This window comes from Parapedobacter sp. GCM10030251, assembly GCF_042666505.1.
Taxonomy (GTDB): Bacteria; Bacteroidota; Bacteroidia; order Sphingobacteriales; family Sphingobacteriaceae; genus Parapedobacter.
Genome location: NZ_JBHTDN010000005.1, coordinates 302883 through 327883, shown reverse-complemented (window position 1 = coordinate 327883; position 25001 = coordinate 302883). Strand labels below are relative to the sequence as shown.

Below are 25001 nucleotides of genomic sequence, written 5' to 3'. Positions count from 1 at the left end.
TTGCTATCTTGCAGGCCTATGGAATATGAGCTTATTCATCTCCCCAATGGCATCCGGATCGTATTGCAACAGGTTGCATCGCCCGTTTCCCACGCGTGTATGCTGATTAATGCGGGGGCAAGGGACGAGCCCGTGGGCCGTTACGGATTGGCTCACTTTATTGAGCACTTACTCTTCAAACAGACTGAAAAACGCAATACGCACCAGATACTCAATCGGCTCGAATCCGTTGGCGGAGATCTCAATGCGTATACTACAAAGGAATATACCTGTATTCATGCCTCGTTTTTAACCCCGTACCTGGAGCGGACGTTGGATCTGTTCGAAGATTTATTTTTTCACTCCGTTTTTCCCGAAAATGAACTGGAAAAAGAAAAAGGGGTCATTTTGGACGAAATGGCCTCCTATCTCGACAGTCCGGAAGATTCCATTCTCGACGATTTCGAAGACCAGCTGTTTGAGGGGCACGCGTTGGGACATAACATACTGGGCACCGAGGTGGATCTCGCTCAACTTGGCCGGAACGACATCCGGGAGTTCATCCGCAAGAATTACCGGACACACGAAATCATTGTGGGAATTACCGGCAACTACACCGTACGCAAAGTGACTGCGTTGGTTACGCGCACATTGGGCAGCGTACTTGAATCTTCCGGTCACCACGACCGCACGCCACCACCCAAGCCGACGGTATTACAAACCCGCGTTCAAAAGCCGATCAACCAAACCCATTATGTCATGGGCGGGGCAGCCTACAGCGTGCACGACCCCAATAAGGCAGGCCTGCTATTACTAAACAACCTACTTGGCGGAATGGGGATGACCTCAAAACTCAATTTGGTGGTTCGTGAAAGACACGGGATTGCCTATACCATTGAATCGAACTACACCCCGCTTTCGGATACCGGAATCTTTCACATCTATTTAGGCACGGATACAGAGAAGGCGGACAAGGCGCTGCGGCTCGTCCGTACTGAACTGCGGAAACTCCGCGAACACCAATTGGGCGTCATGCAATTGCATCAAGCAAAGCAGAAATTCAAGGGACAGATTGCATTGGCGGAGGAGAACAGGTTAAGCCTTATTATTTCCCTCTCAAAAAGTCTAATGGATGATGGTCGGGTGCAAACCCTGGAAGAAGTATTCGCCCAAATCGACGCCGTGAATGCCCAGCAATTACTGCATATTGCCAACGAGATCTTAGCGGAAGAAAACCTTTCTTCCTTGGGCTTTTTTCCCGAATAAACTGACTAAAAATATCGTTCAAAAGCCACACCATACGTAAACAGCAAGTTCTCGCTATCCGTGCGGTTAATGCGGTTATACGTAAGCGCCGCCTTCAAGCTGAGCCAACGATTCAGCTGAAACGCAATATCATTCGTGAGTCTGATGTTGTAATCCGAGGCTTTGGAAAGCGAGGGCTGGTAAAAATTGCTGCCCTGGACGGCGATAAACGATCCGATAAGGACCTTGTAAGCCAATCGGAAAGAATTGCGTACCGTCTGGTAGTGCACAGGAACATCATTTTCCAGGATACTGCTCGCATCAAAAAGAAAGCCATCACTTAGGTTGAAATAAACGGTTTCCGTATCAAAAAAGCTGTAGGCAAGACCCGCACCGGCCAATAGCTGGTTTTTAATCTTTAAAGAGTAACTGGTGTTGTAATTGGCCAATCCCCAATAAAACAATTTTTTATTCGGCCGGTAAAAATTGGCATCGAACGTCGACGAAAAATCATTATTGGTCTTGCTGCCATCCTGCTGGCCATAGAGCCAGTTATTATTCCAATTGAGACGCACGCGCTCTTTCTGAATTGAAAATTTAAGCCCGTTGTTAAATAAGTAAGCACTTTTGGCATTTGCACGGTTGATCGAATTGGTGGAAGCCAGCTGTATGTAGTATTGCGTGCTATCGCTCCATTGCGCAACAGCGGTCGCAACGATGGTCGGGCATAGCGTCAGCAAACAAATGATTCGTCGAATCATGGAAACAAAATTACAAAAACCCTCCTATAGTGCGTATGGAAGAGGGCAATTGGTTTGTTCTCTTTTATTGTGTATCTTCGCTATGCATTGTATTCCGTAGAATGAAACCGACGATCACGATTGAATATTGCCCAAAGTGCGGGTGGATGCTACGATCCGTATATTTAGCATCCGAACTGCTGACCACATTTACCGACGAGCTGAACGGTGTGCTATTGCGCCCCTCGGAAATCGCAGGGAAATTCGCTATTTACCTGAACGAGCAACAAATCGTTGATCGGAAAGCAGACGGCGGGTTTCCGGAAATAACGGCACTGAAGCGCTTGGTCCGTGACCAAATTGCGCCCGGCAAATCCCTAGGACATTCGGATAAGCAGCAATCACCGCACCACTAATGACACGATTTGATGTAAGATTCCCACCAATGCAAAACGGTGAAATCGTCAAGATGCTCCTTTTCGGACAAATCAATATCTTTATTGATCATGTACAGATCGCCGGCATCCAATGTGTCCAAAGAAGGAAAGGCCGATTCGTAATTCTTCTGGACTCTCAACCGTCCGGAAAATAGTTCCAGCGATTGCCCCGCCTCCCGGTCAAATGCATCGATCTGCAATAGGAGCGGCAGTTCCGATATTTCAATATCCATCAGGGATGTGCGCAATGCAAAAGGCACAGACGCTTTTTCGATATAGAGAACAGCCAAGCCGTCGACGGACACCGATCCGTCCGCTGCTTCAGTTAGCTTGCTCTCTGAGTCCCAGAAAAAAGCACGGTTTAATGAATCCCCGAAAAGTAGCTGGATTCGGTGGGGTTCAGAAAGCGTATCCTGCTGAAAATCCATGACCGTCGAGTTACCCACCGGCGAGCTATCAGCGGCAGAAACCGTATCTCTTGACACATGCTGACAACCACTGCTTAACAGCAGACCCATGAGAACCGCGATTACCTTACCCTCCCCGATTGTCTTGAAGGCGTCTGCCAAAACGGATAAATTTATCATGTGCCGAATTTCGGGAACAAACTTTGAAAACGCTGCTTTTTTATGCAACTAAAATCATCTTAACTAAAAATAGCAACTTTAAAATCTCTTCCTGCAGTAAAGCGACGACTCTCATAGAAAATAGGGATTTTGCCAACCGGGCAGTACTCAAAAAATATTTTATTTTTTCTTGCAATAGTGTACAAAATACACTACCTTTGTATCATCATAATTTAGGTTTATAATTGGTTAGTAAAGGCTTCCATTCTCCCCGTTTGGAAGCCTTTCATTTTTACGCCCCGCCCGTCTAAGCCGAGCAAGTTTTTAAATTGATAAAGAATTCGTTATCTTTGGAAAAAGGAGGTATCATATGCGATCCTGTTCATTGTCATGGCCAATACGAAACGAGCGCTGGCAATACGCCCGCCTGAAAGGCCACATCAGTTTCGTTCTTCTTTTTTCCACGTTGGGCTTGATCGCACAAGAAAGCAAATTCGATAAAAAAGTAGCGGTAGACCAATTGCCCGTCCCTAACGAAAATAAACAGTTGTTTTACCTACAACGTGACCCAGACGAAAATACGGTGATCTACCAACTCAACGTAACGGATGGCGCGATAGATCCCGATGAACCTGTCCATGTATATTGGATTCGCTATTCGGAAGGGGGGATACGTAAAGACCTGAATTTCATACAACGGACAATGGCCTACGGAGTCAGTCATAAAGCACTCGGAAATGGAAGTTATGAGCTTCGGCTGGCTGCTTACAAGAGTCGCCCGCTCCGACTAGCCTATTGCAACAAAAGCAAAAAATATGTCGTATACGCTACGATTAACGAACGGGAAGCTATTCTCGACCGTATTTTCGTACGCATAGACGGGGGAAGCCAGTTTAATCCCGATATAGCCTATTTCGAGCTAAGCGGGCGGGACACCGCAACCCTCGCACGTGTAGCAGAACGAGTTAATCCATGAAACTACTGATCCTCATCGGATTGATCATGGGCACGGCGGCCAACCGGCTTTTCAGCCAGGATGAACAAAGCCAACGCCACAACATGGTCCGCCAACAGCTCGAAGCCCGCGGCATCAACCATCGTGCGACGCTCGAAGCAATGCGAAAGGTGCAACGGCACCTGTTCGTGCCAGCCCGGTTGCGGGCGCATGCATACACGGATTCACCGCTGTCCATCGGTCAGGGGCAGACTATCTCGCAGCCTTACATCGTCGCTTATATGACCCAGTTGCTCGACTTAAAGCCACATCACCGCGTCCTGGAAATCGGCACCGGATCAGGCTATCAGGCGGCGGTATTAGCGGAGATGGTCGAGCAAGTGTTTACGATCGAAATCGTGAAGGAACTGGGCCAACGGGCTGAAAAATTATTGGATAGCTTGGGTTATGACAACGTTTCCGTAGTCATCGGAGATGGCTACCAGGGACTCGAAGCCGAAGCGCCGTTTGACGCCATTATCGTTACCGCCGCCCCCGATAACATCCCGCACCCGCTAGTCGAGCAGCTAAAAGACGGCGGAAAGATGGTCATCCCCGTAGGACCACCTGCGGCAATTCAAACATTGGTGCTCATGGAAAAACGGGAAGGAAAAATCGTAGAAACCAACCTTACGCCTGTGCGCTTCGTCCCCTTCACGCGGAGTCAGTAAATAATCGTAAATTTAAATGCAAGCGGCTCAAAGTGCGCCACCAGCTCGCTGATCAGCCGATCCCCATACTTTACATACAGCAATCCGAAATTTTCGGACCGTTCCTGCAATACGCCTCCCGGGAACAGTTTTTCCTTAATCCGGTCGATCTGAATAAGTGCGTCCTCGTGGTTCCGTTTATCCGCCTTAAGTAATTTTTTCTCCAGGTTGTTGATGGCTTTCCTGAGTCTCGCCTTTACCGCATCGGTGCTCGGCCCTAATGTTGGGTCAATCTTATGCGCACGTAACCGCAATTTGCCGAAGATGGCATTAAGCTCCATCCATTCGTCATGGAGGTTCAACCGGTGCTTCGTATGCCTACGCACATATTCTTTTTTTAATTCATCCGTTGTCTTGAAAATACTTCGGAACGTTAAATCAAGGCGAAGCACTTTCACAGCCATGTTATCATCGGTTATCATCGCCGAATTGCGCGGCACTAAAATGGGAAACGCTATTCCATAATGCTGAAAACTCGCTTTTAGCTGCAACCAATATACCATCTCCGCCCCGCCGCCGATATACGCGAGGTTAGGCAGGATCAGTTCCTGATATAACGGCCGCATCACCACATTCGGACTGAACCGTTCCGGATGGTTGCGTATTTCTGTGCGCAATTCCGCTTCCGTAAAATAAATACCTTGATGAAGCACTTCATACCGTCCATCGTCGAGCCGGACGATGCGCTCGCGAAAAGCATCGGTTAAGTAAAAAAAATTGATTTCACGAGCATGCACCTGTGTTGCAAATCCAGCTTCCTTCAACGCCTTCGACGTTTGTTCGATGGCCTGATGGCTATGTTCACCAAGGATGTCCTGCTCGATTACCGAAGCAAAAGATTGCTTCAACGGACGATCGTCCGCGTCAAGGATAACGAGCCCATACGAACCAAACAGCCGGTGAACCAACAGTCGGGTGGCGTTGGCAAGGTTATCCTGTTGCAGATAAGCTTCATCGATCATTCTTGATAACCGGGAAGAATTTTCTGAAAGGCCGAGAAAGTTCTGATACTGCCGTACCACGTCTCCCATTCCTTCCGTTTTCATTCGCCCGGTGGCTCCCTGCGCGCTGGTTTCCCACGATATCTTTTTTCCGTGAAGCCGGGTATGATTGATTTCCGCGAAGTCATGATCTTCCGTAGCCATCCAGTAAATCGGAACAAAAGTATATGCAGGAAATGCGGCTTTCAGGTCCCGCGCAAGCCGGATGGCGCTTGCGATCTTAAAAATGAAATACAGGGGTCCGGTGAAAATATTCAGCTGATGGCCGGTTGTCACGGTGAATGTCTGCTCGTTTCCGAGCGCTTCCACATTGGCCGCCACGGCCTGTTGGTCCTGCAGCAGATCTCCATACTGTTGTTTGAGCCGTTGAACCAGCAGTTTTCTATCGACTGTCCCTTCCTTAGCTGCTATCTGTCTGGTGAAACCCTCCAGTTCCGGCCGGTTGCCGGCAAAAGGCCGTAACGCCGGATGGTCATCCAAATAAGCCAGCAGTGTATCTGAAAAGCTGTTGGTGTCCTTATAATCTATATAGGTTGCCTTCATTGCCAAGCAAAGATAAAGGTTGCCAGCAAAAGCAGCGATTGATAACGATTATTTGACAATGGTTCCATACAGATCGAAGTCTTCGGCCCGATCTATGCGCACCTGAGCAAATCGCCCGATGGTAACATACTGATCTACTGATGAAAGCAGCACCTCATTATCCACTTCGGGTGAATCATACTCCGTGCGGCCCACAAAGTATTCTCCTTCCACTTTATCCACCAACACTTTATACGTATTTCCGATCCGGGTTTGGTTTATGTCATAGGAAATGCCCTGTTGGATTTCCATGATCTGTTCCACGCGGGCAGCTTTTTCTTCCGCTGGAACATCATCAACCAGGCTGTATGCATGCGTATTCTCCTCATGCGAATAAGTAAAGCAGCCCAGGCGGTCAAAACGTGTTTCCGCAACCCACTGTTGAAGTTCCTCAAAGTCCCGTTCAGTTTCCCCCGGATATCCGCAAATAAGCGTGGTACGTAAGGCAATATCCGGCACCCGATCACGGATGGTTTCAATCAAATCGACAGTTTTCTGCTTTGTGATGCCACGCCGCATAGATCGCAGCATGTTATCGCTAATGTGCTGCAGTGGCATATCGAGGTAGTTGCAGACGTTCGGACGCTCGTTCATAACATCCAGGACATCCATCGGAAATCCGGACGGGTAGGCATATTGCAACCGGATCCATTCAATTCCGTCCACATCCGAAAGCCGGCGGATCAGGTCAGCAAGGTTGCGTTTTCCGTAAAGGTCCAAGCCGTAGTAGGTGAGGTCTTGCGCAATGAGTATCAGCTCCTTTGTGCCGTTCTTTGCGAGGTGTTGCGCCTCTTTCACCAAGCTTTCCATCGACTTGGATACGTGCTTACCCCGCATGAGTGGAATGGCACAGAAAGAACACGGGCGATTGCAGCCCTCGGCGATCTTGAAATAGGCGAAATGCGAAGGCGTGGTGAGCATGCGTTCGCCAAGCAATTCGTGCTTGTAATCCACACCCAGAGTACCCAGCAACGCTTGCAGATCATTCGTTCCAAAGTAAGCATCCACATTGGGAATCTCTGCTTGCAGATCGGGCTTATAGCGTTCGGAAAGGCAGCCGGTCACAATCACTTGCCCAACTTTTCCTTCCTCCTTGAGGGCACTGTACTGCAAAATGGTATCGATCGACTCCTGTTTGGCGTTGTCGATAAACCCGCATGTATTGATAACGACGATATCATCCGCCTGTACATGGGATGCCTCGTGAACCACCGGCATGTTATTGCCGCGCAACTGCCCCATCAGCACTTCGCTGTCGTGGATGTTTTTCGAACAACCCAACGTTACTACGTTTACACGGGGTCTACCTGCGTCTGCAGGCGATTTTATTTGCTTCGTCCTCATCTAATACGGTCACTTAAACAGCGAATCCACAAATTCCTTCTTATTGAATAATTGCAGGTCCCCTATTTTTTCGCCTACACCGATATATTTCACGGGAATTTTAAACTGGTCCGAAATGCCGATCACCACCCCCCCTTTGGCCGTTCCATCAAGCTTCGTAAGGGCCAGCGCATTCACATCAGTAGCTTGGGTAAATTGCTTGCATTGCTCAATGGCGTTTTGCCCGGTCGAGGCATCAAGCACCAGCAGAATTTCATGCGGCGCACCGGGAATAACCTTCTGCATCACTTGCTTGATCTTGGTAAGTTCGTTCATCAAGGCTACTTTATTATGAAGCCGGCCGGCCGTATCAATGATGGCTACGTCATCGCCATTGGCTACCGCCGATTTAACGGTGTCAAATGCGACCGACGCCGGGTCCGACCCCATCGCCTGTGCGACGACGCGCACTCCTACACGTTCCCCCCACAGCTTAATCTGGTCTACTGCCGCAGCCCGGAAGGTATCGGCTGCGCCCAACACCACGCTGTTTCCGGCCTCCTTGAGCTGGTGGGCCAATTTACCGATGGTTGTGGTTTTCCCAACCCCGTTTACTCCCACCACCATAATTACGTAAGGCTTATGGTCACCGTATTCGAAATGCTCAAAATCCGAACTATTGTTTTCAGCAAGCAACGCCTGTATTTCTTCCCGTAAAATACCGTTGAGCTCGGAAGTATTTACATACTTATCGCGCGCCACACGCGACTGGATACGTTCAATGATTTTCAGCGTAGTGTTCACTCCCACGTCGGAAGTAACCAACACCTCTTCCAAATCATCCAGCACTTCATCGTCAACGGTGGATTTCCCCACCACGGCTTTGGTTATCTTGGAGAAAAACCCTTCTTTGGTTTTCTCAAGGCCCCGGTCGAGCGCCTCGTGCGCCTCGGGGGTATCCTGCTTTTTTTTGAAAAAATCAAATAGTCCCATTCAGCCAATATGATAAAAGAATTTATAACAAAAAAGCCCTTCCGGTAGGCTTCCGAAACGGCTTTCTTACATATCCTGTACACAAAGACTACTGTGCCGCCGATTCAATAACGGCTTCGCGGGCCACTTCAATGGCTTCTTTTACGTGGTCGTTGTGCGCAATCAGTTCTTTAAAGGTATATGCACCGGTCTTCGGAGACCTAACGGCGGTAATGACCCTCGTGTAATCTTTACCTTTACCCGTTTTGAGTGATGCTACTGCTTTCTTTGCCATGTCTTATTACGTGTTGTGCAGATTGCTGCTGAAAGCAACCGCGGATTTACTTAATTTCTTTATGAACGGTCACTTTTCTCAAAATAGGATTGAATTTTTTCAATTCTAACCGCTCTGTGGTGTTTTTCTTATTTTTGGTGGTAATGTAACGCGACATCCCAGGAAGCCCGCTTTCTTTGTGCTCGGTACATTCCAAAATCACCTGCACCCTATTTCCTTTTTTTGCCATGATCTTATTCTAGTTATTGTCCGCCATAAACCAGACGGAACATTGTCTCAATTAAACGTACCCTTTTTTGATAAATTTGCTAATCACGGCTGTAATGCCATTTTTGTTGATCGTCTTTATCGCTGAGGTGGACACTTTCAGGGTAATCCAACGGTTTTCCTCGGGAATAAAAAACCGTTTGGTCTGCAGGTTGGGGTAAAACTTACGCTTCGTCTTCTTGTTCGAATTGGAAACGTTATACCCGTTCATCGCCCCTTTTCCTGTTAAATCACAAACTCTTGACATGATTGTATGCTGTTTTATCTTTTAAATGCCTTTTTCGCAAAGAGTTTGCAAATATCAGCATTTGTTTTTTATTATACAATTTTTTTTTGTTTTAAGGAGCAACCGTTCGATCACCGGACCCTAGGTCGTCACTTTTTCAAAACAAAACCCCCAAAGTACTGTATTTAGTTTATCCAGCATACCTTAATAAGCAGATGCATACTGTAAGTTACCGGCTAACTGTTATTGCTTGTATGCTAACGTGATGTACTATGGTAAAACGCAGAAGTAAAAGGGTGCTTAAATCGATTATGATCTGCTGGATGCTGTGCACATGGCTAACCGGTTATTCCCAACAAGACACCCTGAAACGCGAGGCGCCCCGGGACACCATAGCCGGCATCCGTGACACCTCGCAATCTGATTCAGTACAGAAACGGGTAAGCGGCAAGGTCACCGACGAAAAGGGAACGCCGCTTGCCGGTGTCTCCATCGGCATCAAGGGTTTGGAAACAAGTACGCAATCCGACGACCAGGGCGTGTTTGAAATCCGCGTTTCCACAGATTCGGCAGTCATGCTTACCTTTTCGATGCTGGGCTTTGAACCCCTTGAAATGCCCCTGCGTGTCGCCGACGGACAGACCATCGTACTCCGGCCTTCGGAAGCCGAAACACTGGAAGAAGTGGTTGTCATCGGCTACGGTACCGTGCAACGGAAAAACCTGACGGGCGCGGTGAGTTCTCTGGAAGGTGAGGCATTCCAGAACAACGCCATCACGAATACGGAAGATGGAATCGCCGGCAAAATCGCCGGTGTACGGGTAAGCCAGCGCACAGGTGGACCGGGCAAAGCCGCTAACATTAAAATACGCGGACTGAATTCCATCACGGCGTCCAGCAATCCGTTGTATGTCATCGACGGCATCCCCCAGGATCACATGCGGAATGTAAATCCCCGCGATATCGCTTCGATTGAGGTGCTCAAAGACGCGTCCTCCGCGGCCATATACGGTGCGCGGGGAGGAAATGGGGTGGTTGTGATTACTACGAAGTCTGGTGCATCAGGGGCTACTCAAGTGGATTTCCACAGCTATGCAGGCTATCAGGAAGTAGACCGCTTCCTGCCCATGATGGATACACGTGAATATACGGCTTATATCCGCTATCTACGCGATTCACGCTTTCAGCAGACCGGGGGCGACTTGTCATTGCCGATTTCCAGCCGACCGGCCGAATATCAGTATCCAGAAGCATACCTGAATCCGGCTGCACTACCTGACAACAATTGGCAGGATATTGTCTATCGCCGGGCAGCTATGCAGAATTATGCGCTGACCGTGTCCGGCGGCGGCGATGTAGGCACATTCTTATTGTCGGGTTCTTACCTGAATCAGGATGGCGTTATGCGGTACACGGGTTTTGAACGATACAATCTGCGCGCCAACACCCACGTCAACATCGGAGAAAAATTTAAGGTGGGTGCCAACGTAGCCGCTTCCTTTAACCGTATGGATGATCCGGAAACCGATGGGAAAGAAAGCAATGCCCATTATGCCTTGGCTATGCCTCCGGTGGTGGGCATTGAGGAGAATACCGAAACAACCGGCTATTCACCTGCCCAAACATACATCAATCCCCTTGCCCGGCTACGCGAGATGACAGCGCGTGCAAAGGCAAGCGAGCTGCAGATCAATAGTTTTGCCGAGTACTTTCCGATTGAATCGATCACCCTGCGTACCCAAATCGGTTATATCTCCGCACACGCTTCATACCAGGAATTTACCCCTGCCAATGTAAACCGAGGAGAACAGGCCAATGGCTATGCTTCCAGTACAGACAATTATTCGTTTAGCATTCAGAATACGGCCACCTACCGGCCGAATCTGGGAGAAAACCACTCCTTGGAACTTCTATTGGGCCAGAGTTACGAAAATATCCGCCAAGAGGTCCTCGCCGCCGCTGGCGATGGCTACCCGAATGACCTGCTTCCAACGCTGAACAATGCCAACAACCCCACTTTGGCAAGCACAACCATTGGTGAAAGCGCAGTCACGTCGTTCTTCGGTCGCGCACAGTATCAATTTCTCGATAAATACCTCCTATCGGTAAGCGCCCGGTATGACGGTTCATCACGTTTTGGGGCCGATAATAAATGGGGGCTGTTTCCCGCCGTGTCCGCCGGATGGAAAATAAACGAGGAGCCATTTCTGCAGGATGCCGACTGGCTTTCCTTGCTGAAGATACGGGTGTCGGTCGGTAAAGCCGGTAACGACCGGATCGGAAATTATGAGCATATCTCGCTGCTGGGCATTCAGGATTACAATTTAAACGGAAAACTTGTCAATGGTCTCGTTCCCGGCAACATTGCAAATCCGCATATCAGCTGGGAAACCACCGTATCAAGGGATGTCGGCTTGGATTTCTGGTTGATTAACGACCGAATCCGTTTGACTGCCGACGCATATTTCAATAAAACGACAGATCTGCTCCTGAATGTACCCGTCACCCGGGTAAGCGGTTTTTCGACCATCCGTCGTAATATCGGGGAAGTGGAAAACAAAGGCATCGAATTGCAGCTCACCACCCAGAACGTCAAAACGGAGAGCTTTACCTGGGAAACTTCCCTTAATTTTTCGAAGAACAATAACAAGGTACTCGCGCTTGCGCCGGGTATCGACCAGCTTATTATGCTAAGCACGTTGAATGACTTCAATGCATACGCAACTATCGTAGGCCAGCCCGTAGGAAGCTTCTATATGTATAAGACGGACGGGGTTTTGATGCCGGAAGATTTTGATGCCGAGGGAAACGCATTGGTGCCTATTGTTAACGGACAACAAGAAGGCAACGTGAAGATCGTTGATCTAAACAACGATGGGCAGATCAATGAACGGGATCACACGATCGTTGGCAACGCCCAGCCAGATTTCATATGGGGCTTGTCGAGCCGGCTGGTATACAAAGGGTTTGATTTCGGCTTTGATATCCAAGGGCAACAAGGGGGCGATATCTTTTATCTGGGTAGGCGCGGATTCCATAATGGGTTGGGCGAAGGCACCAACCAATACCGCGACTGGCTGCATGCCTACAAACCTGCCGCGTATGCCGGTAATGTTCCGGAAGGGATCGATATGGCTTGGGACGGACGAACGCCAAGCGTGGTGGGAGTAAACCCACCTTACAATGATACATGGATATACGATGCCTCGTTTGTACGGATCCGAAACATTACGCTGGGCTACAACTTCGCCCATGCTCTCCTGAAACGATGGAAGGTGCGCGCGATCCGGCTGTTTGTCATGGCAGACAATCTCCACACCTTCACCAACTATCCCGGGGCAAATCCAGAAGCGAATAATGCCGGTGGCGCCGACACAGGGGAAAACACCCGGCCCGGCACCGACTACGGGGGGTACCCACTTTCCAAACGGTTTACCATTGGCATGAATGCTTCATTTTAACAACGAATCGATTTAACAAATATCGATGCAAAAGGTAAGGTAAATTCAGCAAGGCATAAAAGAAGTCACTGATTATGAAAACATCCATGACCCTAACAATACGCAATGTGCTCACACTCGTGGCAATCGCGATGTCCCTGGGGTTCAGCGCCTGCAACAAAGACCTGGAACTGACTCCCGAATCGTCGTATAACACGGCTGATTTTTATAAAACCATCGGCGATTTCCGGCAAGCATTGTTCGGCGCATACGGCGGTTTGCGCTCCGTTCATGGTTTTGACTATCCAATGATGATGGAAAGTCTGAGCGACAATGTTAACAGCCTTCAGAATACAACCAATAATCCGCTCGCCCGTTTCGGTTTCACGCCGGGCGACGACCGCATTTTAGGTGTATGGGCGGCCTACTGGAGCGTAATCAACCGCACTAATAACATCTTGGATCAAATCGACGGCGGCGAATTTCCGAATGAGGAAACCAGAGCCATTATGAAAGGTGAAACGCAATTTATCCGTGGTTATTGCTATTTCCAACTGGGCTGGATTTTTGGCGGGATGCCGATCATCGACCACGCAATGAGTGCCGAAGAAATCACGACGATTCCGCGCAGCACGCAAGCGGAAACGTTTGCCTTCGCCGTGGCTGATCTGGAGGCTGCTGCGAACGCCCTTCCGGAAAGCCAGGGCGGAGACAACCTCGGCCGGGCCACTCGCTACGCGGCGAAAGCCATTCTCGCACGCCTCCATTTGTTTAACCAACAGTACGACGCCGCACGACCACTCCTCGAAGATATCCTCGCTTATGAGGGATTACGTCCATTCGATCAATTTTCCGATTGCTTCCTGAACACGCGGGACAATGGATCGGAACACATATTCCAGATCCAATATACGTCGGGTCTGAACAGCCAGGGCAACCCGCTGGTATACTCGCTCGTCCCCGAAAACCTCCGCTCCGAGCAGTTTCCACAGGGGGGACGATCCACCTGGCTAGCGGTGTCCAACGACCTGTACGAAGCTTATGATACCAGTGATGTGCGGCGCGACTTTACGATTCAGAAGGGCTACAAAAGCGCAAACAATGTAGTGGATAGCCTAACACTGCTTTTTATCAAATATGCGCATGGCACCGTCCCGCCCAACAACCTCGACAACGACGTAAATCTTTCGATTGTACGCATCACCGATGTGCAGCTTATGTATGCAGAAGTGCTGAATGAAATGGGATATGTGCCCGATGGAGAAGCATTTACCCTGCTAAACAACATACGCGCCCGTGCCGGACTGGACAGCTTGACGAGCGCGGAAATCCCCGACCAGCAGACGTTCCGTGATACCCTGCTTAACGAACGCCGTTTGGAGTTTGCCTGTGAAGCGCTGCGATGGTTTGACATTGTTCGTCAAGGCCCTGAGCGTGCAACCGCCATCATGAACGCTTTTCTCGCCCGGGAAGAGGAGGGCGGAGGCTCCATCACGTTCGACCCAAAATACCTGTTGATGCCGATACCGGACAGTGAAATACGTACCAATCCGGCATTGGAGCAAAACCCCGGTTATTGAAATTTCTTTGCGTTGATCTTCCGCTCGTTTTCCGTAAGATAGATTTTTCGAAGCCGGATACTCTTTGGTGTCACCTCGATGTACTCATCCGCCTGAATATACTCCATGGACTCTTCGAGTGAAAACTTGATCGCCGGCGCGATACGCACATTGTCATCGCTTCCCGACGCCCGCATATTGGTCAGCTGCTTGCCCTTCACCAGATTCACGACAAGGTCATTATCCCGGATATGCTCGCCGACGATCTGCCCTTCATAAACTTCCGCCCCCGGGTCTACAAAGAAACGGCCACGATCTTGTAGCTTATCGATGGAATAGGCCGTAGTTTGCCCCTTTTCCATGGATACCAATACGCCCGCCAAACGACCCGGAATGACTCCCTTCCACGGTTCATAGGCTTTAAAGCGGTGAGCCATTACGGCTTCTCCTGCCGTTGCCGTCAGGACATTGTTACGTAAGCCAATGATGCCACGCGAAGGAATGTCGAATTCAAGGTGTTGCATGTCGCCTTTGGTCTCCATAATCAAAAGTTCGCCTTTGCGCTGGGTCACCAATTCAATCACCTTGCCTGATACCTCAGCCGGCACGTCGACTACCAAAGTTTCGATAGGCTCGCATTTAACCCCGTCGATTTCCTTAACAATCACTTGTGGCTGGCCTACCTGCAGCTCGTATCCTTCCCGGCGCATCGTTTCGATCAGCACCGACAGGTGAAGAATGCCGCGTCCGTATACCAAATAGGAATCCGGAGATTCCGTGGGCACGACTTTCAGTGCCAGATTTTTCTCCATCTCTTTGTAAAGACGCTCCTGGAGGTGGCGTGAAGTCACGAACTTTCCTTCTTTGCCAAAAAATGGAGACGTATTGATGGTGAAAAGCATATTCATCGTCGGCTCGTCGATCTTGATGACCGCCAATTGCTCCGGATTATCAAAGTCAGCAATCGTATCGCCAATGTCGAAACCTTCGATCCCTACTACTGCGCAGATATCACCCGCTTTGACTTCCTGTACCTTCACACGGCCGAGGCCCTCGAATGTATGCAGTTCTTTTACGCGCGACTTGACAATTTTGCCATCGCGCTTCACCAACGATACCGGCTGATTTTCTTTGACGGAACCGCGGGCTACCCGACCGATCGCAATACGTCCTACGAAGGAGGAATAGTCCAACGAGGTGACCTGCATCTGCAGGCTTCCTTCGTGATAGGGTGCAGCAGGGATGTATTTCAAAATGGCTTCGAGCAAATCGGTAAAGTCTTCCTTGGGTTGCTTCCAATCGGTAGACATCCACCCTTGTTTGGATGATCCGTACAATACGGGAAAATCCAATTGTTCTTCCGTTGCGTCCAGGCTGAAAAAAAGATCAAATACCGCCTCGTAAACTTCGTCGGGCCGGCAGTTTTCCTTATCGACCTTGTTAACCACCACGATGGGCTTCAGGCCCAGGCCAAGCGCCTTTTGGGTGACAAAGCGCGTTTGGGGCATAGGTCCCTCGAAAGCATCTACAAGGAGGATGACCCCATCGGCCATCTTCAATACCCGTTCTACCTCCCCGCCGAAGTCGGCGTGACCCGGTGTATCAATGATGTTGATTTTGACGTCTTTATAGGCTACCGATACATTTTTTGAGACAATGGTGATGCCCCGTTCCCGTTCCAGGTCATTGTTGTCCAGTATCAGCTCACCCGTCTGCTCGTTCTCACGGAAAAGGTTGGTGAAGTGGAGGATTTTATCAACCAAGGTGGTCTTGCCGTGGTCTACGTGTGCAATGATTGCTATGTTTCTGATTTTTTGCATCCAGCAAACTATTTGTCAATTTTGAGGGCGCAAAGGTAGAGAAATTCTTTAAATAACACCTAATTCTTTACCTACTTTTGTGAAGGCCGCTAGGGCTTTATCCAAATGATGTTGCTCATGGGCGGCCGAAAGTTGCACCCGGATGCGAGCCTTTCCCTGAGGTACTACCGGATAATAGAACCCGATTACGTAAATACCTTCTTCCAGCATTTTCGCAGCAAATTCCTGGGCCAAAGGCGCATCGTAAAGCATCACAGGTACGATGGGGTGTACACCCTGCTTGATATCAAATCCCGCCGCGGTCATTTTCTCACGGAAATACCGCGTATTATATTCCAGCTTATCACGCAGCTCGGTGGTTTCACTCAGCATATCAAGCACAGCGATGGATGCCCCGGCAATGGCCGGTGCCAGGGTGTTCGAAAAGAGATATGGGCGTGATCGCTGGCGCAATAAGTCAATAATCTCCCGGCGGCCGGAGGTGAACCCTCCCGACGCGCCTCCAAGCGCCTTACCTAACGTGCCCGTGATAATATCCACCCGATCCATGACTCCGTGCAGTTCGTGGGTCCCACGACCGGTTTTGCCAATGAATCCGGTACAATGTGATTCGTCAGTCATTACCAACGCTTCGTATTCGTCCGCCAGGTCACAGATTTTATCCAGTGGTGCAATGCTGCCGTCCATCGAAAAAGCTCCATCCGTGACAACGATGCGGTGACGGGCTCCCTGGGCCGCCTTTAGCTGCGCTTCTAAATCCGACATGTCACAGTTCCTGTAACGGAAGCGCTGCGCTTTGCACAGCCGAACCCCGTCAATGATGGAGGCATGGTTCAGCTCGTCGGAAATGATGGCATCCTCCGCACCGAACAACGGCTCGAACACGCCACCGTTGGCGTCGAATGCAGCGGCATAGAGAATGGTGTCTTCCGTGCCCAGAAACTCCGATATTTTGGCTTCCAAAGCTTTGTGGATATCCTGCGTTCCGCAAATAAAACGGACAGACGACATGCCATAACCGTGTGTATCGATCGTTCTTTTTGCAGCGTCGATAACTTTTGGATGGGACGACAGTCCCAGGTAGTTGTTGGCACAGAAGTTTATTACCTCTGCCCCGCTCTGTATTTTGATATCGGCTCCCTGCGGGGTGATAATGACGCGTTCGGTTTTATATAATCCTGCGCTTTTAATGGATTGCAGTTCCTGCTGCAACGTGGTTTGAAGGGTCTTATACATGTGGCAACGTATTTTTTAACGTAAATCGAGCAAGCGCGTTCAGCGAGTTAAACCGCAAAGCGGGCTCAATAACGCCGATCAAAAGTAAAAAAAGTTAGGCTGCATCCCAAAACTTTCATTCCCTGCAGTGCTTTTCTTATTCTCGCTTTCCTTTACCTCCTTAATTAACCGATGGAGATCGTGCTGTTACCATAGACTGCTTCGATTCAGTTAGGCTGCCGTTAGTTTACACCAGATCCACAATAATTATAAGTGATTATGCAGCAATTATGCAGTAGTTTTCCAGTAAGTATGCAGTTATTAGACCTTAGTATTATCTTCATAAGCATTGGATATCTACTTTGTTTTAACCGGAGATATGATAGGAAGGAGGTATAGGTATGTGGACGATCCGTTGAAGACAACCTGTGTGCAGCCAAAGAAATCGCTATCTTTGCGCCATGGCACGCGAAATCTATGAAACCAAACGAAAAGCACTACAAATAAATCTCAATGGGGAAATCTACGGAACATTTGCTGAGATCGGTGCCGGACAGGAGGTAGCCCGTAACTTTTTCAATGCCGGAGCGGCGTCCGGTACCATAGCCAAAACGATATCAGCTTATGATATGGCCTTCAGCGACGCCATTTACGGCGCTGAAGATTCCGGAAGATACGTAAGCCGTTCGAGACTGCGCAAGATGCTCGAACACGAATACGAATTGCTTACCGAAAGGCTAACGGGCGAAAAATATCAAAACAAACGGCTATTTGCTTTTGCAAATACCGTCGCCGCGCTTAACTTCAGCAAGTCGAACGAACCGCACGGTTGGATCGGCATCCGGTTTCAACACGAGGTGGGCGGCGCACCCAATGAGATTATCTTCCACGTACGCCTACTGGACAGCGACAACTTGTTGCAACAAAAGGTATTGGGCGTACTGGGCGTCAATCTTGTTTTTGCGGCTTATTATTATACCAACGACGTGCAAACCATGATCGAATCACTAGCCGACAATTTGTCTCCCGGTGCCGTCCAGATCGATCTGGTGAAGGTAAACGGACCAGTATTTCAAGAAGTAAACGAACGGCTCATCAATCTGTATCTCATTGCGAAAGGTTTTTCGAAGGCGGCTATTTTCAATCCACAGGGTTCTGCATACCAGAGCAAGGATTTTCTTTATAAAAAAGACATCATCATTCTGCGCACCAAATACCGGCAAAAGTCTAATCCCAATTTCGATTTATTCAACCTGGCGGTGGCACAGTTTAAACGCAACCTTCAAATATCCGACGATAATTTGGTTGTCATGATAGAAGTACTGATGAGCAACGTGCTCGATCAAACACCGCAGTTTACGTCGGAAGATCTTCAATATTTTGCTGAGCGTGCTGAATACCTGTGCAGCACTGGGAACCACATTCTCGTATCCAATTTCACCCGCAACCATTACTTGGCAGAATATCTGTCGCAATTTAAACCGAGAAATGTGGGGATTTCGACGAATATTTCCAACTTGCGAAACATTTTTAACTCCAAGCAATACAACCAGGGCAAGTACACCGATGAGCTGCTGGCCTATGCAAGCGGACTTTTCAGCAAAAATGTTAAACTGTACGCCTACCCCTATCTCAACAAGCAGGATAATCAGATCATTACAACAGCGAACATGCCGGTATCGGACGAAGCACGCCCGCTCTTTGAGTTCCTGGTCAAGAACAAGTACATCATCGATATCGAAGGATACGATGAACGGCATGTTAAAACGGTATAACGACAATGGCCATAAACGAACAAGTAATCCTGGTGGATGAGCATGACCATCCCCTCGGAACGATGGAAAAACTGGAAGCGCATCAAAAGGGGCTGCTCCACAGAGCCATCAGTGTTTTTATTTTTGATAGCGGCGGCCGTCTCTTACTTCAACAGCGGGCAGCCCATAAATACCACAGCGCAGGGCTATGGACCAATACCTGTTGCAGCCATCCGGCACCCGGCGAAACGGCTCTGGAGGCGGCTCATCGCCGACTGGAAGAAGAAATGGGCTTGCGCGCACCCTTGACCTTTGCCTTTACTTTCTGCTATCGCGCATCTTTTGACAACGGACTGGTGGAAAACGAATTAGATCACGTATTCATCGGACATACCGACCATGCGCCTACTCCCAATCCGGCAGAAGTGGCCACGTATCGATGGGCAGATCGCGAGACAATCGAACGTGAAAACATGGAAACCCCCGAAGTGTATACCGCTTGGTTCAAGTTAATCTATGGGAAGGTGTTCGAAAAAGCTTGAACAAAAGCCCTCAATGCAACCGCTTCATAAGCTGTTCTTCCACAGCTTTGTAGACCTGCAGCGGCTTTCGGTTACGCCAGCTTAAGTCGTCCAGCTTACCCCCGAAATTGATAAAGTAATCGAGGTTGCTCGATTTGAATTCGTCAATCACGTGGCCGCGGAAATTAATGCCCGCTATCCAGCCATCCTCAATGTCCTGAAACCACTCTTCATAATAGCAGTCGTCCGAAGCGTGGAAATTAAGCACATTCTCACCAATCATGATAAATTTGTTAATTCCCGCATCGACCATCAAGTCGATCACTTCCCTTTTGAGCAGCATGATATCGTTGTATATCGCATCATTCCATTCGCCGATCAACTCGATAATGGCATAACCTCGCTGGTAATCGGCAAACAAAACTTTAAGGTACAGTGTGTTGGAGCCAAAATTATCCCATTGAGGATGAAGCAGGAAGTTGTATACCTGTTTGTCAAATTCAAATTCACTGTACTCCGTTCCGTAAAACGGAGACAACTCATCTTCGGCTGCGATGTAATCATCTCTCCATCGGTAATAAGGCTCAATCTCGTGCATCGCTTTGCGTATTTTATTTTTGCAAAAATGAGAATATTTCGTCAGAAAATAAATTGCCTTCACCCTGGCCGACCTCGCATAGCCTATCGATAATGGCCGCTTCCGACAGACTACTTTTTTCGCCAAAGCGAAACCATTTTTTTGTAAATTTTGCATGTTTCAGGCAGAAAATGGGGGAAACTATTTAATTTAGCGCGTGTTATCAAGGATATGCGCAAGGACACTAAAAGAAATTTATTTATGGCTGCTACCTATGGGGCAGCGTTGTTACTAGGTCTCTTGCTTGGACAAAATTATGCCGACGAAAACAGCCATTCAGGTACAAATAGCTTGCTACCCCTGGGCATTACGGACAAAACTGGAAAAGTACAGCGCATGATCGATCTGATTGCCGAAAATTATGTGGACAGCCTAAATATCGATCAACTGCAGGATCTTGCCATCGATGAAATTGTGGAGCAATTGGACCCGTACTCCGAATACCTTAGACCTAATCAGGCACAAAAACAGCACGAAGCGCTCGAAGGAAGCTTCGAAGGCATCGGCATCGAGTACTATAATTTAAATGATACGTTGATGACCGTAGGTTTGGTGACCGGCGGGCCTGCCCAACGAGCGGGTATGCGCGTAGGAGATAAATTGATAGCAATCGATGGAGATACCATTGCCGGAGTCAACATCTCTGAGAAAGCTATTGAAGCGAAAGTACGCGGCCGTCGGGGAACAACCATCGAGCTCAGTATAAACCGCAATGGCAAAAGTTTGCCTCTGCCGCTAAAAATAATTCGCGACCGGGTAGATGTAAGCAGCATCGATGCGGCATATATCCTAGACAGTGCAACCGCATACATTAAAATCAGGCGTTTCGGTGCAAAAACGAGCGACGATTTCAAGAGCGCCCTTCAACAACTAAAGAAACAAGGCGCGCAGCGGTTAATTTTGGACCTCCGGGAAAATGGGGGCGGATATTTTAACGCCGCAACGGCGTTGGCCAGCCAGTTTTTCGTCGACAAACGGCTGATCGTATACACAGAAGGAGCACACGAACCCCGAACCGATTATTATTCAAGCGCCGATGGTGTATTTGGCGATGGCGATCTGGCCATCTTGATCGATGAACAGTCTGCATCTGCCAGCGAAATCGTTGCAGGAGCGATCCAGGACCTGGAACGCGGCATTATCGTTGGCCGACCGTCATATGGAAAGGCCCTCGTGCAAGAACAGTTTGGTTTTGGCGACGGCTCGGCGCTAAATCTGACGGTGGCGCGTTATTACACGCCTTCGGGAAGATGCATCCAGAAATCATATACAAATCCAAGAATCAAGAGTCTTCAAAAGAAGGATACACCTGATTCCGCGCGGCGCGATACCGACAACTTGAGTTTTACAACCTTATCGGGCAAACATGTGTATGCTGGCGGGGGCATTTCACCTGATGTTTGGGTTTCCGCAGACAGCAGCAAAATAAGTGCTTTATATCGGAATATCCGTCAGGCGAACCTGATTGAAGACTATGTTTATGGGCGGCTGACAAAATCGTTGCCGGCCTACTCCGTGGAAAATTACCTGAAAGGGTATTTTTTGCCCGACCGGGAATATGCTAATTTTTTGCAGTACGTAACGGATAATGGCGTTCCTTTCACCCTTATGGAGGCCGATCGGATAAAACCCATGGTCCGGAGCGACATAGAAGCGCTGTTGGGCCGTTATTATTTTGGCAATGAAGCCTTTTTCAAAGTCCGCAACCGCTCAGACAAAGTACTGGCGCAAGCACTGATTGCGCTGCAGGAAAACTGAGACCCAGCATGTCCTTATTTCACAATCTGGCCATCTAGCAATTCGATGATCCGATTGCCATATTCGGCATTTTTTTCCGAGTGTGTCACCTGTATGATGGTTACCCCATCTTCTTCATTGAGCTGTTTGAAAAGGTTCATGATTTCCTCGCCCTGCTTCGAGTTCAGATTGCCGGTAGGTTCATCCGCCAACAACAGCTTGGGAGTCGTAGCCAATGCCCGCGCGATGCCTACTAATTGCTGCTGACCTCCGGATAATTGCGTCGGAAAGAGATCTTTTTTACCAACGATGCCAAACCTATCAATCAAGTCCCCGACGATCGCCTTGCGTTCGCTGCCTTTCAGATTTTTGTAGATAAGCGGCGTCTCGATGTTTTCATACACGGTCAATTCGTCGATGAGGTGATACGCTTGGAATACAAAGCCAATGTGCTGTTTATATAACGCCGAGCGCTGCTTTTCCTTCAATCCGAGTACATGCTCGCCCATGAACAGATATTGCCCCTCATCGGGTTCGTCCAAAAGTCCTAAAATATGGAGCAAAGTGGATTTCCCTGACCCGGAAGGCCCCATAATGGAGACGAACTCACCCTCGGCGATATGAAGATTTATGTCTTTGAGTACGAAGGAACGGCTCCCCCCCACATTATACCATTTGAAAATATTGTTCAGTTGAATCATGTTTTGCTCGGTTTTCAGCTATCGGATTTTTTCTATTGTTTGATTATGCGCGCTGCGTTAGTAATCGAATTGACGACACGTGTCTGTCAGATTCAAATATATTAATTACATCGTTCCTTGCCAAAATCTCTCCATTAGTATAACGCGTTATTAACGAGATACATATCAGAAACCGAGTTGGAGCAGTGTGCGATACCGGACAATTGATTGTACGATTTCGTACACTTTTCTTGCACCCTCCTGCAGCAATTATCAGGCTTGTATCATTTTTTGGCGATTTTATCCGGCTGCATAAGCAAGCAAAGAAAAATCGCATTACCTTTGTGTACTTTTTACACTAAGTGTTAAATAACGCACGATGCAAACAACAATAAAGAAAAGTCTACTGTCGCTTCTATTTGGGGGATTGGGCATTGGCATCACTGAATTTGTAATGATGGGCTTGCTGGAAGATATCGCAAGTGACCTGTCCATAGACATCCCAACAGCAGGTCACTTAATCGCTGCGTACGCCCTTGGCGTGGTCATCGGTGCGCCATTACTTGTAGCCACTGCCAGCAAATATCCGCCCAAGCGCATTCTCATCGGACTGATGGTGCTTTTCACGGTTTTCAATGCATTTACCGCCTTCGCTCCGGGCTATACGTCATTGCTCATTTCGAGGGTGCTAGCGGGTTTACCGCACGGGGCCTTTTTCGGCGTAGGGTCAGTGGTGGCCAGCCGTCTGGCCAAGCCGGGTAAGGAAGCGCAGGCCATTTCCATCATGTTTGCCGGTCTCACCATTGCCAACCTGATCGGCGTGCCGCTGGGTACCTACATTGGACACCACTTTATGTGGCGGTATTCGTTTGCCATTGTGGTATCGGTGGGCATCGTAACGTTGCTCGCACTGAAACTGTGGATGCCCAGTATGCCAGTGAAACATGCGGGCGACCTAAAGACCCAGTTGGGCTTTTTTAGGCGTTCTGAAGCTTGGTTGATCGTCGGAATGATCGCTATTGGCACAGGCGGCCTTTTTTCGTGGTACAGTTATATTTCGCCGTTGATGACCAAAGTGGCGGGCTTCTCCGAGTCGTCCATGACATACATCTTAATGTTGGCCGGCCTGGGGATGTTTGTCGGCAATCTCGCAGGCGGACGCTTGGCCGACCTTGTTTCGCCGGCCAAGGCTTCCCTCATACTGCTCGTTGCAATGGCCGCGGCGTTGGTTGCACAACGATATTTGTCTGTTTATCCGATTCCCTCTTTAGTGATGACTTTCGTGCTGGGCGCCACGGCTTTTGCTTTAGCAGCTCCCATCCAGATGCTGATGATCAATACCGCCAAAGGGTCGGAAATGCTGGCCGCCTCCGTAAGCCAGGCCAGTTTCAACATTGGGAACGCGCTGGGTGCCTTCCTGGGTGGGTTACCCATTGCCATGGGACATGGCTATACCTCACCGGAATGGGTGGGCGCTGCCATGGCAGCATTCGGCGCTCTTTTCGCATTGGCATTCATTCTACAGCAGGCACGGAAAAGCCCCGCGCCGACCGTTACGGAAAGAATACAACGCACCCCTCGGATTGCAGAGGCGGCGGAAGCGGAAGCGCCGGTCTTTTAAAGGCCATCGCTCCCGCCGCATGCGGTAAGCGGTCATGCTAAGCAGGCCATCGCCGCGATTACATGCTGGCGATTGCCTCACTCACTAACTACATCTGTTGTTCGATATCGGACACTTTATTTCAAAAGCCCAGCTATTTCAATAATCCCAGATGCACCAATGCATAGAACAGGGCAGCGGTATGCAATGCCTGCCCGAACTGGTTTCCGACTAGGAGTTGTTTCAATTCTTCGGGAGAAACCAGCATAACATCGATCTCCTCCTGTTCGTCGAGATCCTGTTCCTGCACCTTCACGCCGCCGGTAAGCAGGAACGTATACGTACGGTTATTTGCTGTAGCAGGATTCGGGAAAAGCGTGGCTAATTCCTCCACGGCATCAAATCGGTACCCAGTTTCCTCCAGCATTTCCCGGACAGCGGCAGTGCGAGCATCCTCACCGGGATCAATGACTCCGCCCGGTATTTCAAGCACATCCTGCGCTACGCCATGACGGTATTGCTTGACGAGAATAAACTGATTGTCGGCCGTAAGCGCCACCATGTTCACCCAATCGGGGTACTCCAACACATAGTACTCCGGCACCACATGCCCGTTTGGCATGCGGCAGACATCTTTTCGCAGAACTGCCCAGGGTGCCTGCACCAAATATTCAGACGAAAGCGTTTCCCAGTGCAGCATA

23 protein-coding genes are annotated in these 25001 nt (G+C 49.1%); 10 read left to right on the top strand and 13 right to left on the bottom strand.

The window, feature by feature from the left end; translation table 11 throughout:
* Nucleotides 1–18 precede the first annotated feature (18 nt).
* Nucleotides 19–1245 (top strand): M16 family metallopeptidase, encoded by a 1227-nt coding sequence (locus tag ACFQRK_RS16290; protein ID WP_379008614.1) that lies wholly within the window; start codon nt 19–21, stop codon nt 1243–1245.
* A gap of 5 nt (nt 1246–1250) precedes the next feature.
* On the opposite strand, the gene ACFQRK_RS16285 is transcribed toward ACFQRK_RS16290, so the two are convergent.
* Nucleotides 1251–1985, bottom strand: a complete 735-nt coding sequence (locus ACFQRK_RS16285) for a DUF481 domain-containing protein (protein ID WP_379008612.1) — start codon at nt 1983–1985, stop codon at nt 1251–1253.
* 101 nt (nt 1986–2086) lie between these two features.
* Between ACFQRK_RS16285 and ACFQRK_RS16280 the strand changes: the two genes are divergently transcribed.
* The gene (locus ACFQRK_RS16280) at nt 2087–2380 is read left to right on the top strand and encodes a SelT/SelW/SelH family protein (protein ID WP_379008610.1); all 294 of its coding nucleotides are present in this window, start codon (nt 2087–2089) and stop codon (nt 2378–2380) included.
* Here ACFQRK_RS16280 and ACFQRK_RS16275 read toward each other — a convergent pair.
* On the bottom strand, nt 2377–2988 hold the full coding sequence (locus tag ACFQRK_RS16275) for a hypothetical protein (protein ID WP_379008609.1): 612 nt from the start codon (nt 2986–2988) through the stop codon (nt 2377–2379). The genes ACFQRK_RS16280 and ACFQRK_RS16275 overlap by 4 nt on opposite strands.
* A 349-nt stretch (nt 2989–3337) precedes the next feature.
* Between ACFQRK_RS16275 and ACFQRK_RS16270 the strand changes: the two genes are divergently transcribed.
* Both ACFQRK_RS16270 and ACFQRK_RS16265 read left to right on the top strand, forming a co-directional pair.
* Nucleotides 3338–3943 carry a DUF4833 domain-containing protein gene (locus ACFQRK_RS16270; protein ID WP_379008608.1) on the top strand — a complete coding sequence of 202 codons (606 nt, stop codon included), beginning with the start codon at nt 3338–3340 and terminating at the stop codon, nt 3941–3943.
* The gene (locus tag ACFQRK_RS16265) at nt 3940–4632 is read left to right on the top strand and encodes a protein-L-isoaspartate(D-aspartate) O-methyltransferase (RefSeq protein WP_379008606.1); all 693 of its coding nucleotides are present in this window, start codon (nt 3940–3942) and stop codon (nt 4630–4632) included. Before ACFQRK_RS16270 ends, ACFQRK_RS16265 begins: the two co-directional genes overlap by 4 nt.
* Here ACFQRK_RS16265 and bshC read toward each other — a convergent pair.
* The 6 genes from bshC to rpmB form a co-directional block, all read right to left on the bottom strand.
* Nucleotides 4626–6215 carry a bacillithiol biosynthesis cysteine-adding enzyme BshC gene (bshC, locus tag ACFQRK_RS16260; RefSeq protein WP_379008604.1) on the bottom strand — a complete coding sequence of 530 codons (1590 nt, stop codon included), beginning with the start codon at nt 6213–6215 and terminating at the stop codon, nt 4626–4628. The genes ACFQRK_RS16265 and bshC overlap by 7 nt on opposite strands.
* 48 nt (nt 6216–6263) lie before the next feature.
* A complete protein-coding gene (gene rimO / locus ACFQRK_RS16255; RefSeq protein WP_379008603.1) occupies nt 6264–7598 on the bottom strand; it encodes a 30S ribosomal protein S12 methylthiotransferase RimO in 1335 nt (444 codons plus the stop codon).
* Between the two features lie 9 nt (nt 7599–7607).
* On the bottom strand, nt 7608–8570 hold the full coding sequence (gene ftsY / locus ACFQRK_RS16250) for a signal recognition particle-docking protein FtsY (RefSeq protein WP_379008601.1): 963 nt from the start codon (nt 8568–8570) through the stop codon (nt 7608–7610).
* Between the two features lie 88 nt (nt 8571–8658).
* A complete protein-coding gene (locus ACFQRK_RS16245; RefSeq protein ID WP_379008600.1) occupies nt 8659–8844 on the bottom strand; it encodes a DUF4295 domain-containing protein in 186 nt (61 codons plus the stop codon).
* Nucleotides 8845–8890: 46 nt separating this feature from the next.
* Complete coding sequence (gene rpmG / locus ACFQRK_RS16240) at nt 8891–9073, bottom strand: 50S ribosomal protein L33 (protein WP_379008598.1); 183 nt, start codon at nt 9071–9073, stop codon at nt 8891–8893.
* A gap of 51 nt (nt 9074–9124) precedes the next feature.
* The gene (gene rpmB / locus ACFQRK_RS16235) at nt 9125–9358 is read right to left on the bottom strand and encodes a 50S ribosomal protein L28 (protein ID WP_379008596.1); all 234 of its coding nucleotides are present in this window, start codon (nt 9356–9358) and stop codon (nt 9125–9127) included.
* 251 nt (nt 9359–9609) lie between these two features.
* On the opposite strand from rpmB, the gene ACFQRK_RS16230 reads away from it, so the two are divergent.
* Both ACFQRK_RS16230 and ACFQRK_RS16225 read left to right on the top strand, forming a co-directional pair.
* On the top strand, nt 9610–12798 hold the full coding sequence (locus ACFQRK_RS16230; protein ID WP_379008595.1) for a SusC/RagA family TonB-linked outer membrane protein: 3189 nt from the start codon (nt 9610–9612) through the stop codon (nt 12796–12798).
* A gap of 74 nt (nt 12799–12872) precedes the next feature.
* Nucleotides 12873–14357 (top strand): RagB/SusD family nutrient uptake outer membrane protein, encoded by a 1485-nt coding sequence (locus ACFQRK_RS16225; RefSeq protein ID WP_379008593.1) that lies wholly within the window; start codon nt 12873–12875, stop codon nt 14355–14357.
* On the opposite strand, the gene typA is transcribed toward ACFQRK_RS16225, so the two are convergent.
* Both typA and kbl read right to left on the bottom strand, forming a co-directional pair.
* The gene (typA, locus tag ACFQRK_RS16220; protein ID WP_379008591.1) at nt 14351–16156 is read right to left on the bottom strand and encodes a translational GTPase TypA; all 1806 of its coding nucleotides are present in this window, start codon (nt 16154–16156) and stop codon (nt 14351–14353) included. The two genes, ACFQRK_RS16225 and typA, sit on opposite strands and share 7 nt — an antisense overlap.
* Nucleotides 16157–16204: 48 nt before the next feature.
* Entirely contained in the window at nt 16205–17392 is a 1188-nt protein-coding gene (gene kbl, locus ACFQRK_RS16215; protein WP_379008589.1) for a glycine C-acetyltransferase, read from the bottom strand.
* 440 nt (nt 17393–17832) lie between these two features.
* On the opposite strand from kbl, the gene ACFQRK_RS16210 reads away from it, so the two are divergent.
* The gene (locus ACFQRK_RS16210) at nt 17833–19146 is read left to right on the top strand and encodes a nicotinamide mononucleotide adenylyltransferase (RefSeq protein WP_379008588.1); all 1314 of its coding nucleotides are present in this window, start codon (nt 17833–17835) and stop codon (nt 19144–19146) included.
* 5 nt (nt 19147–19151) lie between these two features.
* Complete coding sequence (idi, locus tag ACFQRK_RS16205; RefSeq protein ID WP_379008586.1) at nt 19152–19667, top strand: isopentenyl-diphosphate Delta-isomerase; 516 nt, start codon at nt 19152–19154, stop codon at nt 19665–19667.
* 10 nt (nt 19668–19677) lie between these two features.
* Here the strand turns inward: idi and ACFQRK_RS16200 are convergent, their stop codons facing one another.
* Entirely contained in the window at nt 19678–20244 is a 567-nt protein-coding gene (locus tag ACFQRK_RS16200; RefSeq protein WP_379008585.1) for a hypothetical protein, read from the bottom strand.
* Nucleotides 20245–20484: 240 nt separating this feature from the next.
* On the opposite strand from ACFQRK_RS16200, the gene ACFQRK_RS16195 reads away from it, so the two are divergent.
* Nucleotides 20485–22041 carry a S41 family peptidase gene (locus ACFQRK_RS16195; protein ID WP_379008583.1) on the top strand — a complete coding sequence of 519 codons (1557 nt, stop codon included), beginning with the start codon at nt 20485–20487 and terminating at the stop codon, nt 22039–22041.
* Nucleotides 22042–22055: 14 nt separating this feature from the next.
* Here ACFQRK_RS16195 and ACFQRK_RS16190 read toward each other — a convergent pair whose 3' ends face one another.
* Complete coding sequence (locus ACFQRK_RS16190; protein WP_379008582.1) at nt 22056–22721, bottom strand: ABC transporter ATP-binding protein; 666 nt, start codon at nt 22719–22721, stop codon at nt 22056–22058.
* A 358-nt stretch (nt 22722–23079) separates the two neighbouring features.
* Between ACFQRK_RS16190 and ACFQRK_RS16185 the strand changes: the two genes are divergently transcribed.
* Nucleotides 23080–24321, top strand: coding sequence for an MFS transporter (locus tag ACFQRK_RS16185; protein ID WP_379008580.1), 1242 nt, complete (start codon nt 23080–23082; stop codon nt 24319–24321).
* Nucleotides 24322–24454: 133 nt separating this feature from the next.
* Here the strand turns inward: ACFQRK_RS16185 and ACFQRK_RS16180 are convergent, their stop codons facing one another.
* The gene (locus ACFQRK_RS16180) at nt 24455–25000 is read right to left on the bottom strand and encodes an NUDIX hydrolase (protein WP_379008579.1); all 546 of its coding nucleotides are present in this window, start codon (nt 24998–25000) and stop codon (nt 24455–24457) included.
* Between the last annotated feature and the right edge of the window lies 1 nt (nt 25001).